The 16,588-nt window shown below is 64.2% G+C and carries 11 protein-coding genes and 1 pseudogene; 10 read left to right on the top strand and 2 right to left on the bottom strand.

What is annotated here, in order from left to right; genetic code table 11:
* The first annotated feature begins 5 nt into the window (after window positions 1-5).
* From NLN62_RS01490 to NLN62_RS01470, 5 genes are all read left to right on the top strand, one after another.
* On the top strand, window positions 6-956 hold the full coding sequence (locus NLN62_RS01490) for an ABC transporter permease (protein ID WP_254107101.1): 951 nt from the start codon (window positions 6-8) through the stop codon (window positions 954-956).
* 2 nt (window positions 957-958) lie between these two features.
* Window positions 959-1,834 carry an ABC transporter permease gene (locus NLN62_RS01485; protein ID WP_254107100.1) on the top strand — a complete coding sequence of 292 codons (876 nt, stop codon included), beginning with the start codon at window positions 959-961 and terminating at the stop codon, window positions 1,832-1,834.
* A gap of 43 nt (window positions 1,835-1,877) precedes the next feature.
* Window positions 1,878-3,206: an FAD-binding oxidoreductase gene (locus tag NLN62_RS01480; protein ID WP_254107099.1), complete on the top strand. Its 1,329-nt coding sequence runs from the start codon at window positions 1,878-1,880 to the stop codon at window positions 3,204-3,206.
* Window positions 3,207-3,219: 13 nt separating this feature from the next.
* Window positions 3,220-4,146 carry a glyoxylate/hydroxypyruvate reductase A gene (locus tag NLN62_RS01475; RefSeq protein WP_254107098.1) on the top strand — a complete coding sequence of 309 codons (927 nt, stop codon included), beginning with the start codon at window positions 3,220-3,222 and terminating at the stop codon, window positions 4,144-4,146.
* A 200-nt stretch (window positions 4,147-4,346) separates the two neighbouring features.
* The gene (locus tag NLN62_RS01470) at window positions 4,347-6,215 is read left to right on the top strand and encodes an ABC transporter ATP-binding protein (RefSeq protein ID WP_254107097.1); all 1,869 of its coding nucleotides are present in this window, start codon (window positions 4,347-4,349) and stop codon (window positions 6,213-6,215) included.
* Window positions 6,216-6,239: 24 nt separating this feature from the next.
* On the opposite strand, the gene NLN62_RS01465 is transcribed toward NLN62_RS01470, so the two are convergent.
* A complete protein-coding gene (locus NLN62_RS01465) occupies window positions 6,240-6,629 on the bottom strand; it encodes an SPW repeat protein (protein ID WP_254107096.1) in 390 nt (129 codons plus the stop codon).
* 283 nt (window positions 6,630-6,912) lie between these two features.
* Here NLN62_RS01465 and NLN62_RS01460 point away from each other — a divergent pair, with 283 nt between their 5' ends.
* On the top strand, window positions 6,913-8,535 hold the full coding sequence (locus NLN62_RS01460) for a B12-binding domain-containing radical SAM protein (RefSeq protein WP_254107095.1): 1,623 nt from the start codon (window positions 6,913-6,915) through the stop codon (window positions 8,533-8,535).
* Here the strand turns inward: NLN62_RS01460 and NLN62_RS01455 are convergent.
* A complete protein-coding gene (locus tag NLN62_RS01455; protein WP_254107094.1) occupies window positions 8,516-9,904 on the bottom strand; it encodes an MFS transporter in 1,389 nt (462 codons plus the stop codon). The two genes, NLN62_RS01460 and NLN62_RS01455, sit on opposite strands and share 20 nt — an antisense overlap.
* 169 nt (window positions 9,905-10,073) lie before the next feature.
* Between NLN62_RS01455 and NLN62_RS01450 the strand changes: the two are divergent.
* The 4 genes and pseudogenes from NLN62_RS01450 to NLN62_RS01435 all read left to right on the top strand — a co-directional run bounded on the left by NLN62_RS01450 (window position 10,074) and on the right by NLN62_RS01435 (window position 16,579).
* A pseudogene (locus tag NLN62_RS01450) lies at window positions 10,074-11,124 on the top strand (isocitrate/isopropylmalate dehydrogenase family protein).
* A 235-nt stretch (window positions 11,125-11,359) separates the two neighbouring features.
* Complete coding sequence (locus NLN62_RS01445; RefSeq protein ID WP_254107093.1) at window positions 11,360-12,994, top strand: NAD(P)/FAD-dependent oxidoreductase; 1,635 nt, start codon at window positions 11,360-11,362, stop codon at window positions 12,992-12,994.
* Window positions 12,995-13,075: 81 nt separating this feature from the next.
* On the top strand, window positions 13,076-14,269 hold the full coding sequence (locus NLN62_RS01440) for a serine hydrolase (protein ID WP_027526035.1): 1,194 nt from the start codon (window positions 13,076-13,078) through the stop codon (window positions 14,267-14,269).
* Between the two features lie 348 nt (window positions 14,270-14,617).
* Window positions 14,618-16,579, top strand: coding sequence for a sigma-54-dependent Fis family transcriptional regulator (locus NLN62_RS01435; protein WP_254107092.1), 1,962 nt, complete (start codon window positions 14,618-14,620; stop codon window positions 16,577-16,579).
* Window positions 16,580-16,588 lie beyond the last annotated feature (9 nt).

Genomic DNA, 16,588 nt, shown 5'->3' with positions numbered 1-16,588 from the left:
CTGAGATGGCCCGTTACGTCGCCAATCGCCTGGCGCAGGCGATGATGCTGCTGGTGATCGTCTCCGCGCTCGGCTTTGCGATGCTGCATCTGGCGCCAGGCGGCCCGCTCTCGCAATTTGCGGCCTCCGCGCAAATGACGCAGGAGGACCTCGACCGCGTCACTCGCCAGCTAGGGCTCGATCGTCCGCTGCCGATACAGTATCTCGACTGGTTCGGCCGCATGCTGAAAGGCGATTGGGGGCGCTCCTATCGCGACGGCGAGGTGGTGCTATCAGTCATCGGCTCGCATCTTGGTGCCACCTTCGAGCTGATGGCGACCGCAACCATCATCGCCGTTCTGCTCGGCTGCTGGATCGGTGTACTTGGCGCGCTGCGCCGCTATTCGCTGTTCGATACGCTCGCAACCGTCGGCGCCATGGTCGCGCTGTCGATCCCGACCTTCTGGTTCGGGCTCGTCACCATCTATGTTTTCTCTGTCAACCTCGGCTGGCTTCCCTCCGGCGATCGGCAGACCATCGGCGACGGCTCCTTCCTCGATCTTCTGCATCACCTGATCGCTCCGGCCATGGTGCTGGCGCTGGTCGAGACCGCGATGTGGGGACGCTTCATGCGCTCCTCCATGCTCGAGGTGATCAATCAGGACTACATCCGCACCGCGCGTGCCAAGGGCATGCCCGAATGGCGCATCCTGACGCTGCACGCCTTGCGCAACGCGCTGCTGCCGATGATCACGGTAGCCGGCCTTCAGTTTCCGACTCTGCTCGGCGGCGCGCTGGTCGCCGAGACCGTGTTCACCTGGCCCGGCATGGGCCGCCTGTTCCTCGATTCCATCGGCTATCGCGACTATCCGGTGGTGATGGGCATCTTGATGTTCTCTGCGACGATGGTGTTGATCGGCTCTCTCATCGCCGACATCCTCTATGCCGTCGTCGATCCGCGCATCCGGGTCGGATAGCGATGAGCACAGCCGCCATGCAGATCGCCCAGCCCGCGCCCGCTCACGCCGCCTGGCTGCGCTTCCGCCGCCACCGGCTTGCACTGGCGGGCGCCATCATCATTCTGATCCTCGTCCTCGGCTCGGCATTCGGCCCTTATCTTCTGCCGTTCGACGACACCTATATCGACGTGCTGAAACGGTTCGCGCCGCCACTGTCGGGCGCGCATATCCTCGGCACGGACGAGCTCGGTCGCGACGTGCTGGCGCGGTTGATGATGGGTGGGCGGGTGTCGCTCTCGATCGGAATCGTTGCGATGGTGATCGCAATGGCGGTCGGCATCGTCGTCGGCGCGTTCGCCGGCTTCTATGGCGGCCTCATTGGCGCGGTGCTGATGCGGCTCGTCGACGCGGTGCTGTGCTTCCCGGCGATCTTTCTTCTGCTGGCGCTTGCGGCACTCACCGAGCCGGGCCTCGTCACCACCACCGTGCTGATCGCGGCGACCGCCTGGATGGCGGTCGCCCGCGTCGTCGATGCCCAGGTCCGTTCGCTGCGCGAGCGTGAATTCGCGATTGCCGCCGTCGCCTTCGGCTCCTCGAACTTGCGCATCATGTTCCGTGAGCTGGTGCCCAATGCGATCGCGCCGATCGTGGTGGCGGCAACGCTGAACGTCGCCAAGGCGATCCTGCTGGAGTCCTATGTCAGCTATCTCGGCTACGGCATCCAGCCGCCGGCAGCGAGCTGGGGCAACATGCTCAACAACGCCCAGATCTATCTCACCAGCGCGCCCTGGCTCGCGATCGCGCCGGGCGTCGCCATCACGCTTGCTGTGACGAGCTTCAACTTCCTCGGCGACGGCTTGCGCGACGCGCTCGATCCGCGAATGAACATCCCATGACGAGCAGACCCGCTTCGCTCGAACTGAACACCAGGAGTGTCCCATGTCCCCGCCGCTCAACCGTATAGCAAGCGACGAACGCCTGCCGGCGCAGGCAGACATAGTCGTCATCGGGGGCGGCGTCATCGGTGTCTCCGCGGCCTATCATCTGGCGAGGAAGGGACATTCCGTCGCGCTTCTCGAGAAGGGGCATGTCGGCGCCGAGCAGTCGAGCCGCAATTGGGGCTGGTGCCGCCAGCAGGGCCGCGCCCGCGAGGAGATTCCGCTGGCGCGCGAGGCGCTGCGGCTGTGGGAGGACATGCAGAACGATGCCGGCGTCGATGCCGGCTTCCGGCGCACCGGCGTCTTGTTTCTGACCAAGAGCAAGGACGAGCTTGCCGGCTGGGAGCGTTGGGCCGCCGTTGCACGCGAGCAGCAGGTTCACTCCACGATCCTGACGCCGTCCGAGATCGCCGAGCGCCTGCCCGGCAATGCCGACAAATGGGTCGGCGGCCTGCACACGCCGAGCGACGGACGCGCCGAACCGTCGATGGCTGTGCCCGCGCTCGCCGTCGCCGCGCGCAAGCACGGCGTGACCATCCATCAAGGCTGCGCCGCGCGCGGGCTCGAGACCCAAGGCGGACATGTCAGCGCCGTCGTCACCGAGAAGGGGACCGTCCGCGCACAGTCCGTGCTGCTTGCGGGCGGTGCGTGGTCGTCGCTGTTCTGCCGGCGCCATGGCATCGAGCTGCCGATCGGTCTCGTCAATGCCACCGCGTGCCGGACCACGCCGGGGCCGGAGATCACGTCGGGTGCGCTCGGAACCGACTTCTTCTGCATCCGCCGCCGTCTTGACGGCGGTTTTACGCTCGCGGTGCGCAACCGCGGCACGGTGGAACTGTCGCCCGATCTCTTCCGTTACGCGCGGACCTTCTGGCCGACCTATCAGCATCGCAAGAACGGACTGAAACTGTCGTTTGGCAAGTCGTTCTTCGACCAGATCATGCGCGGCACGAGCTGGAGTTTTGACAAGCCGTCACCGTTCGAGGCTGAGCGCGTGCGTGATCCCGAGCCCGACATGTCGCTGGTCACTTCGGCGCTATCAGCGCTGATCAAATCGAACCCTGAGTTGAAGGACATCGAGATCGCCGAAGCCTGGGGCGGCACGATCGACACCACGCCCGATACCATTCCGGTGATCTCGCCCGTCGATGCGCTGCCGGGCTTCTTCCTCGCGACCGGCTTTTCCGGCCACGGCTTTGGCATCGGGCCTGCGGCCGGCAAGCTTGCCGCCGATATCGTGACGGGCTCGACACCGCTAGTCGATCCCGCCGCCTACAGCCACAAGCGCATGATCGACGGTCGGCGGCTCGCGCCGGTCAGCCCGTTCTGAGAGTTTCGGTGGCATGACGGTTGTCTACAAGGCCAATATGGTTCGCGGCGCGGAGTGGGCGCGCCTCTTCGCCGAGCGAGCGCCCGACCTGCCGTTCCGGCTCTGGCCCGACATCGGCGATCCCACGGAGGTGCGCTATCTGGTGGCGTGGATGCCGCCGGACGACATCGCGAAGTCCTTTCCCAATCTCGAACTCGTTTTCTCAGTGGGGGCAGGCGTCGATCAGTTCGATATCACAAAACTTCCCCCTCACATTCCGCTTGTCCGCATGCTCGAGCCCGGCATCACCGAGCGCATGCTCGAATACGCCAGCATGGCCGTGCTGGCGCTGCATCGCGATCTCGTGCACTTCATCGCCCAGCAGCGGGAGCAGGTCTGGCGAGAGCTTCCAGTCACCCAGACCGGCGAGCGGCGTGTCGGCGTGATGGGGCTCGGTCTGCTCGGTCAGGCCCTGCTCGGGCGACTCAAGTCGTTCGGCTTTCCGCTTCTAGGCTGGAATCGTTCGCCGCGAAGCATCGCGGGCGTGACCTGCTTTGTGGGCGCGGGCGCGTTGCCCGATTTTCTCGGGCAAACCGACATTCTCGTCTGCCTGCTGCCGCTGACGTCGGAGACGCGCGGAATCCTCAACGCAAATCTGTTCGCGCATCTGCCGCGTGGCGCCCGGCTTCTCAATGTCGGGCGAGGCGGGCATCTGGTCGGAGCCGATCTCATCGCGGCGCTCGACAGCGGCGTGCTGTCGGCTGCGGTTCTCGATGTTGCCGAGCCCGAGCCGCTGCCTGCAGGCCATCCGTTCTGGAGCCATCCGCGCATTCTTCTGACGCCGCATATCGCAAGCACGACCAAGCCGGAAACGGCCGTGGAGTTCGTGCTCGACGTCATCGCACGCCACCGCCGCGGCGAGGCCTTGCCTGGGCGCGTTGACCGTGACCGCGGCTACTGAGGGTCGATGGCGATGGTGATATCGGTGCAGCCACGAGCTCGGTTCACCTCTCCCGCTTGCGGGAGAGGTCGTGCCGAAGGCGCGGGTGAGGGCTCTCTCCTCTTGGGGGGCCTCGATCATGGCAGCACCCGCTCCCCAACCCTCCTCCGCGAGCGGGGGAGGGGGCGCACCGTCTCCGCGTCAGGCGTTCGGTTCTTCGCATGAGCATCGGCGCAAGCGGACTTGACCAAGCGGTTGCCGAGGCACGGACACCGGTGCTGTCGGTCGCGGGCCTGACCACGTCCTTCCTGCGCGAGCGGCAATGGCTGCCGGTCGTCCGCAACGTCTCGTTCGACATCGCCGCCAGGGAAACCGTGGCGATCGTCGGCGAGTCCGGCTCTGGCAAGAGCGTCACCGCGCTCTCGATTATGCGGCTCGTTCCGCCGGAGAGCGGCCGCATCGAGGGCAGCGTCAAGCTTGCCGGCCGCGATCTCCTGGCGCTGCCCGAACCGAGCATGAAGGACGTCCGTGGCAACGAGGTTGCCATGATCTTCCAGGAGCCGATGACGAGCCTCAATCCGGTGCTCACGATCGGTTTCCAGATCGCCGAGGCGCTGATCTATCATCGCAGCCTGTCACGTGCTGCGGCCGAGGCTGAGACAGTCCGGCTGCTCGACCGCGTCCGCATTCCCGCGGCGAAATCGCGCTTCCACGAGCATCCGCATCGTTTCTCCGGCGGCATGCGCCAGCGCGTGATGATCGCGATGGCGCTGGCCTGCAAGCCGAAGCTCCTGATCGCCGACGAGCCGACCACCGCGCTCGACGTCACCATTCAGGCCCAGATCCTCACGCTCCTGAAGGAGCTGCAGGACGAGGAGGGGATGTCGATCCTCTTCATCACCCACGACATGGGCGTGGTCGCCGAGATCGCCGATCGAACCGTGGTGATGTATGGCGGGCAGGCGGTTGAGACCGACGCGACAGCGCGCATCTTCGCCGCTCCCTCGCATTCCTATACGCGTGCGCTGCTTGCCGCTGTGCCGCGTCTCGGCTCCATGGACGGACGGCCGCGGCCGGTGCGTTTTCCTATCGTCGACAAGATGACCGGGGCGTCGGACGATCCAGCGGATACGCCTGATACAGTCGCGACCTCAGGGCCGCCGCTGCTCGAAGTGTCCAACCTCACCACGCGCTTTCCGATCCGGTCGGGATTGTTCGGAAAGGTCTCGGGCCGCGTCCACGCGGTCGAGAACATATCGTTCGATTTGCGCGCCGGCGAAACGCTGGCGTTGGTCGGCGAGTCCGGCTGCGGAAAGTCGACAACGGGCCGATCCATTCTCAAGCTGGTTCAGCCTGACAGTGGAACTGTCCGGCTCGATGGCCAGGATGTTCTCGGCATGAATGCGCGAACCTTGCGCGTGTTTCGCAGGCAGATGCAGATCGTCTTCCAGGACCCGTTTGCAAGCCTCAACCCGCGCATGTCGGTCGGTTCGGCGATCGCCGCGCCGCTGCGGGCCAATGGCCTTGCTTCCAACTCGCTAGCCCACGAGAAGGTTGCCGATCTGCTCGTTCGCGTCGGTCTGACCGCTGACATGGCCGCACGCTTTCCGCACGAATTCTCCGGCGGCCAGCGCCAGCGCATCTGCATTGCGCGTGCGCTCGCGCTCGGGCCCAAGCTGATCATCGCGGATGAGGCGGTCTCGGCGCTCGACGTCTCGGTCAAGGCGCAGGTCGTCAACCTGATGCTCGACCTTCAGGCCAGCATGGGCCTTGCCTATCTCTTCATCTCGCACGACATCGCGGTCGTCGAGCGGATGAGCCATCGCGTCGCGGTGATGTATCTCGGCGAGATCGTCGAGATCGGCCCCCGCGCGGCGGTGTTCGGCAATCCCCAGCATCCCTATACGAGGAAGCTCATGGCGGCCGTGCCGGTCCCCGATCCTGCGCGCCGGGGCGAGACGCGCGGTGTGTCGAACGACGAGATCAAAAGTCCGGTGCGGGCGCCTGACTATCAGCCACCTGCGCGTGAGTATCGCGAGGTCTCGCCGGGCCACGTCGTCCAGGTCTGGGGCGAGGAATGGGCGGGCTGAGTGGCGGCGCCTATGCGTCGCATCTCACGGATGAGGTCCTTCCTGTCCGCCTGGCGAAGCAAATTCCTCCGGGTGCCTCTTCTCGTAGTGAAGGAAGAGATCGAGGAAGGCCAGAAGCGTGATGACGGCGCCCATTCCGATGCTGATATGCATCGCCCTCGTATGCGGGAAGCCAAGCAGCCAGGGCGACGCGACGAGCCAGACGCCCATCAGGACGTTCACCCACTCCTCCCAGTCGCGATAGGCGATGATGGCGGCCAGCGAGGCGATGCCGATGACCGCGCCCGTGATCCAGAGGTCAACCTTGCCTTGCTCGTTGGTCAGCCTGAACAGCCATGGCGATAAGAACAACACGGCGGCGAGAAACAGGTTGTAGAGATCGGGTACCGTTTCGCGCTCTTGCCACTTGCTCATGACGCACCTCCTGCGCGTGAGGATATCTGAAGAAAAGCTTCGGCCGTCGCCCGGTTCCCGATGAACGGGCGCTGCAGGAATAGACTTTGGTCGTGGGGAGTTCCGCCAGGACACAGGCATCAGTGAGCCATCGCTTCGCCCCGAACGTCAGCAAGACGGCCTGTTACGACGCCGGCTCACGACTGGCCCTCACTGGAACAGAAAGTGACCGCTCGTCCCGCTTGTAAGGATGCAAGACTGGCGCGCTTTGATACACTCGGCACCAAGCCTTAAAGGGGGTTCCATGAAACTGCCGCGCCCTTGCAACGTGCTCATGCTCTATCCGCTGTTCACGGCGGACTCGTTCTGGAGTTTTGGCGAGTCCTGCAAATTGATGGGCGTCCGGCGCCCCGCGGCTCCCCTGGGGTTGATCACTGTCGCGGCGATGTTGCCCGAGAACTGGACGGTACGCCTCGTCGACTGCAACACGACGGCGCTGGGTGATGACGATCTCGACTGGGCAGACGTCGTCTTCACGGGTGGAATGTTGCCGCAACAGGCCGACGCGCTGCGGCTGATCGAGCTTTGCCGCGCCAGAGCCAAGCCGGTGGTCGTCGGCGGCCCGGATCCGACATCGAGTCCCCACGTCTACGCGCGGGCCGACTTCCAGGTGCTGGGCGAAGCCGAAGGCGTCATTGACGAGTTCATTGCGGCGTGGGACCGCGGCGCCCGGTCGGGCGTGTTTACCGCGCCGAAATTCCAGGCCGACGTGACCACGACGCCGGTGCCGCGTTTCGACCTCTTGAAGTTCGACGACTATCTCTATCTCGGTGTGCAGTATTCCCGCGGCTGCCCCTTCACCTGCGAATTCTGCGACATCATCGAGCTCTACGGTCGCGTGCCGCGCACCAAGACGACGCCCCAGATGCTTAACGAGCTCGATGTGCTCTACCAGATGGGTTATCGCGGCCATCTCGATTTCGTCGACGACAATTTCATCGGCAACAAGAAGTCGCTCAAGCTGTTCCTTCCCGAGCTCGCCGCATGGCAGCGCGCGCACGACTACCCGTTCGAATTTTCAACCGAAGCTTCGGTCAACCTTGCCGATGATCCGGAACTCCTGGACCTGATGGCCGCAGCCAACTTCTTCGGCATCTTCGTCGGTATCGAAAGTCCGGACCCGGCGACGCTGGTTGCGATGCGAAAGAAGCAGAACACGCGGCGCAACATCGCCGAGAGCATTCACAGGATTTACGGCGCCGGGATGCTCGTCACCGCAGGCTTCATCGTGGGCTTCGACAGCGAGAAGGTCTCGATGGCGGATGCCATGATCGGCTTCATCGAGGAGGCAGCCATTCCGGTCTGCATGGTCGGCCTGCTCTATGCCTTGCCGAACACGCAGCTCACCCGCCGTCTGGCTCGCGAAGGCCGGCTGCACGCGGACCACGATCTTGCCTCGACCACGGAGGGCGATCAGTGCACTGGCGGGATCAATTTTGATCCGGTACGCCCGCTGCGGGATATCCTGACGGACTACAAGCAGGTCCTGGAGAGCATCTATCATCCCGTCGCTTATGCGAGCCGTGTCGACCGGTTGATGACGATGCTCGACCGCTCGCGGCAGCGGCCGGAGCTGCCCGAGGGCGACATTCGCAACAAGGTGCGCGCGCTGGAAACCGTGCATCGCGTCACGTCAAGCATTCCCGAAGCGCACGGTCCGCTCTGGAAAACCTTCCTCAGCTGCGCCAAGCGCGACACGTCCTCGGCGCGCATCGCGGTCGCGATGATCGCGGCCTATGCGCATCTCGGACCGTTCTCGCGCCGGGTCATCGAAGCCATCGATGCGCGTCTCGCTGCCTTGGACGAGCAAATGCCGATCCCGGCGGCGGTCGCGTCCGCGTCACGCTCTACTTCACCGCCAGCCTGAGGAAGCTCATCACGCTGCCGAGCGCGGCGAAGCCGGCGCCGAGTGCCAGCGCGCCGGTCGCGCCGTCATGTCCCGCAAGCGCAAAGCAGAGCGCGGCGAGCGCCGCGCCGGTCGTCTGTCCCGTCAGCCGCGCGGTGGCGACGATGCCGCTTGCGCTGCCGCTGCGATGTGGCGGCGCGCTTGACATCACCGCCTTCATGTTTGGCGCCTGGAAGAAACCAAAGCCCATACCGCAGATCACCATGCGCCAGATGATGTCAGGGATGTACGGATTGGCCGGAAGCATCGCCAAAAGCGCCATGCCGATGCCGAGCAGCACGAGCCCGATGCCGCCGAGAAGTCCGACCGCGTGACGGTCGGACAGGCGGCCGGCGATCGGCGCCATGATGGCGACGACCAGCGGCCACGGCGTCATGAAGAAGCCGGTCTCGACCTGGGAGCGCCCGAGCACGTCCTCGAAATAGAACGGCAGCGAGACGAAGGCGAGGCCCTGCACGGCGAAGGAGCAGACCGCAGTTGCCGCCGACAGCGCAAACATGGGACGGCTAAACAGGTCGATCGGCAGCATGGGTGCGGGATGATCGGCATGCCGGCGCGTCAGGATCAAGCCGATCACGAGTGCTGCGACCAGCTCGACCGCGACGAGGCGAGGGGAGAGATTATGCGCCGCGCTGCCGATGCCGGTGATGAACAGGCCGAGGCAGATCGCCGCCAGCACGGCGCCTGCGAAATCAAAGCCGTGATCGGCGCGCGGCGTCTTCGGCAGCATCGCGAAGCCGATGCCCATGGCGATGAGGCCGAAGGGAATGTTCACCGCAAACAGCCATGGCCACGGCCCGAGCGCGAGGATCGCGGACGCGATCGACGGCCCGAAGGTGAAGGCGGTGGCGACCACCAGCGCATTGTGGCCGAAGCCGCGGCCCTGCATCCGCCCGGGATAGACGAAGCGCACGAGGGCCGTGTTCACGCTCATGATGCCGCTGGCGCCGAGGCCTTGGAGCGTGCGCGCCACGAGCAGGCTCGGCAGCGACCACGCCACCGCGCAGAGCAGCGAGGCGATGGTGAAGAGCAGGAGACCGCCGAGATAGATGCGCTGGTGACCGACGATCTCGCCGAGCGCTCCCAGCGGCAACAGCGTGGCGACCAGCGCGATCTGGTAGACGTTGACCACCCAGACCACCTGCTCGGGACTGACATGGAGATCGGCCGCAATCGCAGGCAGGGCGATATTGGCGATCGCGGTATCGAGCGAGGCCATCGCGAGCGCGGTGAAGATCGCGGCGATCGCCCAGCGCCGGCGCATCGTGGGCAGGCCGTCGGCGACGGGGCGTTCGGGCTCCTTCGCGAGCGCAGGTAACGTGATTGTCATTGCCTGCGCTGTCTCCGGAAAGCGTGGGTTGAGTGTTGCTATCCGGGATGTACTACGGCGGCGCTGCGTGCCACAGGCATATGCTTGCATACGGCTATGCGCGAAGATCGGGCGGAGATTGCGCGCCATGGCGTATGATCGGCCCGAGCTGGCTTGAGAGGAATGACCGATGCAAATTGTCGTGCTGCCGGGTGACGGCATCGGGCCGGAGATCACAGCCGCGACCACGGGCGTGCTGCGCGCCGCGTCCGAACGCTTCCAGCTCAATCTGCGGCTCGAGGAGCATGCCATCGGTCACGCCAGCCTGAAGCAATTCGGCACAACTGTGCGGCCCGATCTCCTCGACATGGTTCGCGCGGCGGACGGCCTGATGCTCGGCCCCACCGCGACCTTCGATTTCAAGGATGAGGCGCGTGGCGAGATCAATCCGTCGCGTTACTTCCGCAAGAACCTTGATCTGTTCGCCAACGTTCGCCCCGCGCGCACCTATGCCGGCCGGCCCGGCCGGCTCTGCGATTTCGATCTTGTGGTGGTGCGCGAGAACACCGAGGGCTTTTATGCCGACCGCAACATGGAAGAAGGCAATGGCGAGCTGCTGGTCACGCCTGATGTCGTGATCTCGCTGCGCCGGATCACGCGATCGTGCTGCGAGCGCATCGCGCATGCGGCCTGCCGGCTGGCGATGAAGCGGCGCAAGCATCTCACCATCGTTCACAAAGCCAATGTGCTCAAGATCGGCGACGGCATGTTTTTGGACATCTGCCGGGAGGCGGCGAAAAGCTATCCAGGGCTCGCGGTCGACGACGTGTTGGTCGACGCCATGATGGCGCATGTTGTGCGCAACCCCGCCAGCTTCGACGTCATCGTCGCCACCAACATGTTCGGCGACATCCTGTCCGACCTCACCGCGGAACTGTCCGGCAGCCTCGGCCTCGGCGGCTCGCTCAATGTCGGCGGCCGCGCACGGCTCGGCGCCTGACATCGCGGGGCAGGACGTCGCCAACCCGGTGTCGCTGATCCTGTCGACCGCGCTGCTGCTGGCATGGCACGGGGAAAAGAGCCGCGCGGTCCGCTATGAGGAGGCTGCGCGCGCGATCGAGGACGCGGTGGCGACCGCAATCGCCCAGGGACGCACGACGCGCGACATCGGCGGTATTCTGGGCACAGCGGCGATGGGCGCCGCGGTGGCGGAGCTATTGCACCGCAAGATCCAGGATTGATCGCGGCGCGACATTGCGTTCGCGTTCCGGTTTCGCAGCCTGGCCGATCGAAATTCGGTCTGGCCGCATGTCCACCGTTTGATTTTCGAACGGACGAGAGGTTGGCTTCCGCGGCCAACACCTCAATGACTGCAAGCGCTTAAATCCACAAATCTGATCTGGCACGCAATCTGCGTTTCTCCCCGCGTCTCCCACGCGCCTTACGGCGGGGAGCAGAACAATTGGGAGGAAATGCATGAGTGAGTCCAAGAGTAATGGCGCGGGCAGGCACGAAAGCCTGGACGCAGTGGTGATCGGCACGGGCGTTGCCGGTCTCTACCAGCTCCACAAGCTGCGCGACGAACAAGGCCTGAAGGTCAAGGCCGTCGATACGGCCACCGGCGTCGGCGGCACCTGGTACTGGAATCGCTATCCGGGAGCACGTTTCGACTCCGAGGCTTATATCTACCAGTATCTCTTTTCGGAGGAACTCTACAAAGGCTGGAGCTGGAGCGAGCGTTTCCCCGGTCAGCCGGAGATCGAAAAGTGGCTCAACTACGTCGCCGACAAGCTCGATCTGCGCAAAGATATCCGATTCTCAACGACGATCACGAGCGCCGTCTTCAACGAGGCGACGCAGCGATGGACGCTCACGACCGACAAGGGCGGCACCATCGACGCGCAGTTCCTGATCACCTGCTGCGGCATGCTGTCTGCGCCGCTGACGTCGGTGTTTCCCGGACAGGACACGTTCAAGGGCACGCTCGTCCATACCGGCCGCTATCCGAAGCAGAAGCTCGATCTCGCGGGCAAGCGCGTTGCCGTGGTCGGCAATGGTGCCACGGGCATTCAGGTGATCCAGACCATCGCCGGCGAGGTCGGTAGCCTGAAGGTGTTCGTGCGCACGCCGCAATACATCATTCCGATGAAGAACCCGAAATACGGGCCGAAGGAGGTCGAGGCCTACAAGGCGCGGTTCGAGGAATTCCGCAAAACCCTGCCGCACTCGTTCACCGGGTTCGAGTACGACTTCACCAACGGCAATTGGAAGGATCTCACGGCGGACCAGCGTCACGCCGTTCTGGAGAAGATCTGGGATGAAGGCTCGCTACGGCTGTGGCTCGCCTCATTTGTCGAGATGTTCTTCGAGGAGGATGTCAGCGAGGAGATCTCCGAGTTCGTCCGCAAGAAGATGCGCGCGCGCCTGAAGGACCCCAAACTCTGCGAGGCGCTGATCCCGACCGATTATGGCTTCGGCACGCATCGGGTCCCGCTCGAGACCAACTACCTGGAGGCTTTTCACCAGCCGAATGTCGAACTGGTCAGCGTCAGGAACAACCCGATCAAGCGGATCACGCCCCATGGTATCGAGCTCACCGATGGAACGTCGTATGGGCTGGATGTGATCATCCTCGCGACCGGCTTCGACGCCGGCTCCGGTGCGTTGACGCGCATCGACATCCGTGGCCGCGGCGGCCGCTCGCTGAAGGACGAGTGGAGCCGCGACATCAGGACCACGATGGGGCTTCAGGTTCACGGCTATCCCAATATGTTCACGACCGGCGCGCCGCTGGCGCCCTCGACGGCCCTCTGCAACATGACGACGTGCCTTCAGCAACAGGTCGAGTGGATCAGCGATTGCATCGCCTATCTCAAGAAGAACCATTTGAGCGTCATCGAGCCGACGAAGGAGACGCAGGACGCCTGGGTCGCGCATCACGATGAGATCGCGAACACGACCCTCGTGACCAAGACGCACTCCTGGTACATGGGCTCGAATGTCGAGGGCAAGCCGCGCCGTCTGCTCTCCTATATCGGCGGCGTCGGGACCTACCGCCAGAAGTGCGATGAAGTCGCCTCCTCGGCCTATCTCGGCTTTGCCAAGCAGTGATCGACGCAGGGTCGCGCGAGCGCTCCCCGCGAGCGCGGCCCTTCTTTTCGCATCTCTCCCAAAATTCAATGGAGGAAACACATGTGCAGAGAATTTGCTGTAGACGCCGACGCAATCCTCAATGAGACGGTTACGACGGGGCCGGGTGTGCCGGGCGTCGTCGCCATGGTGACGGATCGCAACGGCAATATCTACGAAGGCGCCGCAGGCAGGCGTCGGACCGACAAGCCGGAGGCGATGACGACGGACACGAGCTTTGCGATCTTCTCGACCACCAAGGCGATCACCGGCACCGCCGCTCTTCAACTGATCGAAGAGGGCCGGCTTGACCTTGATGCTCCCGCGAAGAGATATGCGCCCGACATCGGCAAGCTGCAGGTGATCGAGGGCTTCGATGCCAAGGGCCAGCCCAGGCTTCGCGCGCCGAAGCGCGACGTGACCACGCGCATGCTGCTGCTGCACACCGGTGGCTTCGGCTACGACTTCTTCAACGAGAACTATCTGCGCCTGGCGACCGACCACGGACAGCCGAGCGTGATCACCTCGTCGAAGGCTGCGATCATGACGCCGCTTCTGTTCGATCCCGGTTCGAAATGGGAGTACGGCACGAACATCGATTGGGTCGGGCAGGTCGTCGAGGGCATCACCGGCAAGCGGCTCGGCGAGGTCTTCGCCGAGCGCATCTTCAAGCCCCTCGGAATGGCGAACACGACGTTCGAGATCAATGACACGGTGCGCAGCAAGCTCGCCGGGATGCATGCCCGCAACGCCGATGGCTCGCTCACGCCGATGGACTTCGAATTGCCGGCGAAGCCCGAGGTCCATATGGGCGGGCACGGCCTCTACAGCACGGTCGGCGACTACATGCGCTTCATTCGGATGTGGTTGAACGACGGGAACGGCCCGCACGGCCGGGTGCTCAAAGCGGAGACCGTGACGATGGCGGAAAAGAACCACCTCGGCGATCTCAAGGTCACCGCACTGCCGGGGGTGATCAAGTCGCTCTCCAACGATGCCGAGTTCTTCCCGGGCCAGTCGAAATCCTGGTCGTTCACGTTCATGGTCAATGACGAGGAGGCCCCGACGGGCCGCCCCGCAGGCGCGCTCGGCTGGGCTGGCCTGGCGAACTTGTTCTACTGGATCGACCGGAAGAATGGCTTCGGCGGCTATTGGGCGACCCAGATCCTGCCGTTTGGCGATCCGGCTTCGTTCACCGGATACATGCGCTTCGAGACGGCCTTCTATGACACCTTGCACCGGCGCAAGGCAGCCTGAGCATGGTCCGGACCCGGAGGGCCGCGTTGGCGCAAAGTTTGAAGCGGCTTTCCCTCGCGATAAACGCGGAACGCGTTTGCGCGGAGATATTGCTCAAACAATAACCTCAAGCGCGATAACGATTCATCCCGATCTCATCCCGCTTTAGGGGTCTTGTCAGGCCACAATCATTGGTTGCGCCTCCGGCCTCACGCTTTCGCAGTGCGGTCGGAGGCGCGTCAAAGTTGCGCCGTGATCCCGTAATCAGTTGCGCATTGGAATGGAATGGTCTCAAAATCGGTCGATAAAGCTCGGGGTCCGCCAACAACAATAAGATCCTGGACCACTCAGCGCGTCAAAGGAGGAAGCGTGTTGGGTCAGACGCCAGAGGAAGCTTTTGCGAATCCAGGTATTGAGCGCGACGTCCTGACAAGCTGGGAGCACTTCCTGTCCGGGACCGGCGCTGGCGGGCAGGTCGTTCGGCCCGCGATCAACGATTCCTGGCGGCGGAGCCAGAAATCGGCCGTGGACTACCGGCGCAGCCAGGCTCCGCTGCCGATGAACGACGAGCGGCTGCGGCGCCTGCTCGACAATCGCACCCGCCTGGTCCACGCCGGCGCGTCGACCATGGTACTGGCGCGCGACTACATGCTCGAAACCGGCACGGTGATGGTTCTGACCGATGTCGATGGCATCGTGTTGCGCCTGGAAGGCGACACCAGGATCGCATTGCGCAATGCGGTGGAGAAGACTCACCTGTTGCCCGGCAGCAATTGGAGCGAAGCGACCTGCGGCACCAACGCGATCGGCACGGCGCTGGAAACCGGTCAGGCCATCCAGGTTCATGCCACCGAGCATTTCTGCTCAGGGATCCAGCGTTGGACCTGCTCGGCCTCCGTCATCCGCGATCCCATCGATGGCGCCGTGATCGGAGCCATCGATATTTCCGGGCTGTCGGATTCCTACGGACGGCAGGCACTCGCGCTGGCGATTTCGGCAGCCGCGCGCATCGAGGCACATCTGCTCCAGATGGAGATGGATGCCCGTTACAGGCTTCTCGACCAATGCTTCTGGATGCTGCCTCCTTCGGACCGCCATCACGCCGTGCTGTTCGATAGCGCCGGGCGGCCCTTCAAGGCGAACGGCGAAATGGCGCAGATCTTGCGCGACCTCGGCGCGCCGCACAGCCAGTCGAATTTTCCCCACCTTGTGAGCAGCGATGATCGGCCATGGAGCAATTCGCGCCCAGCCTGGATCAAGGAGGAATGGCTGCGACCAGTGGCGTATCAGGGGGAGCATCTGGGAACCGTCATGGTGGCGCCGAAGCCAGCGGTCTCGAGCAGGTCCGTTTTGCCACCCGCGCAGGGTGACGCCAGGGCCTTCGCCAACATCATTTTTACGGATCCCAGGATGCACGCCGTCGTCGAAAAATGCCGTCGTGTCGGCACGACCGCGGCTCCTGTCCTGCTGCTTGGTGAGACCGGCGTCGGCAAGGAGGTTTTCGCTCAAGCCATTCATTCTGCGTCCCCGCGCCGGAGCGGCCCATTGGTCGTCGTGAACTGTGGCTCCGTCTCGCGCGAGCTGCTGGCGAGCGAACTCTTCGGCTATGTCGACGGCGCCTTCACTGGTGCGCGGCGCGGCGGCATGTCCGGAAAGATCGAGGCCGCGTCCCGCGGCACGCTTTTCCTCGATGAAATCGGTGAACTGCCGCTCGATCTCCAGCCAATGTTGCTGCGGGCTCTGGAGAATGGCGAGATCAGCAGGGTCGGCGACACCGTGGCGCGCAAGGTGGACTTCCGCCTTGTCGCCGCGACCAACCGCGATCTGCAAGCCGAGGTCGATGCACAGCGCTTCCGCAAGGATCTGTACTACCGGCTGGCCGTCGTGCCCGTCGTCATACCGCCGCTGCGGGAGCGCTGCGATGACATTCCGCTGCTGGTCGATCATTTCGTTGCCCAGGCAAAGTCGCGCTATGGCCTTGCCGATCGCCGTTTTGCGCCGGAAGTGTTCGAATGCCTGCGTCGCCATGATTGGCCCGGCAACGTCCGCGAACTGCGCAACTTGATCGAGAGCCTGATGCTGACCAGTAGCGGGGACCAGATCGAGCCGTCGGATCTGCCCGATACCATCCGGCGGACGGACGATGCGCGCGAACCGGGCTTGTCTCTGGCCGAGTCAGCCGAACGTGACTTGATATCGCGTACGCTGCGGTCGTGCAGCGGCAACGTGACGGCGACCGCGTCCGCGCTCGGTCTCGCCAAAAGCACCGTCTATGCGAAGCTGCATCGTTACAAGATCCGCCTCGACCCGGGCTCCGCAAATCCTCGCTAAAATTCGGTC

This window comes from Bradyrhizobium sp. CCGUVB23, assembly GCF_024199885.1.
Taxonomy (GTDB): domain Bacteria; phylum Pseudomonadota; class Alphaproteobacteria; order Rhizobiales; family Xanthobacteraceae; genus Bradyrhizobium.
The sequence above is the reverse complement of the archived record's forward strand: the minus strand, read 5'-3'. Positions and strand labels throughout refer to the sequence as shown.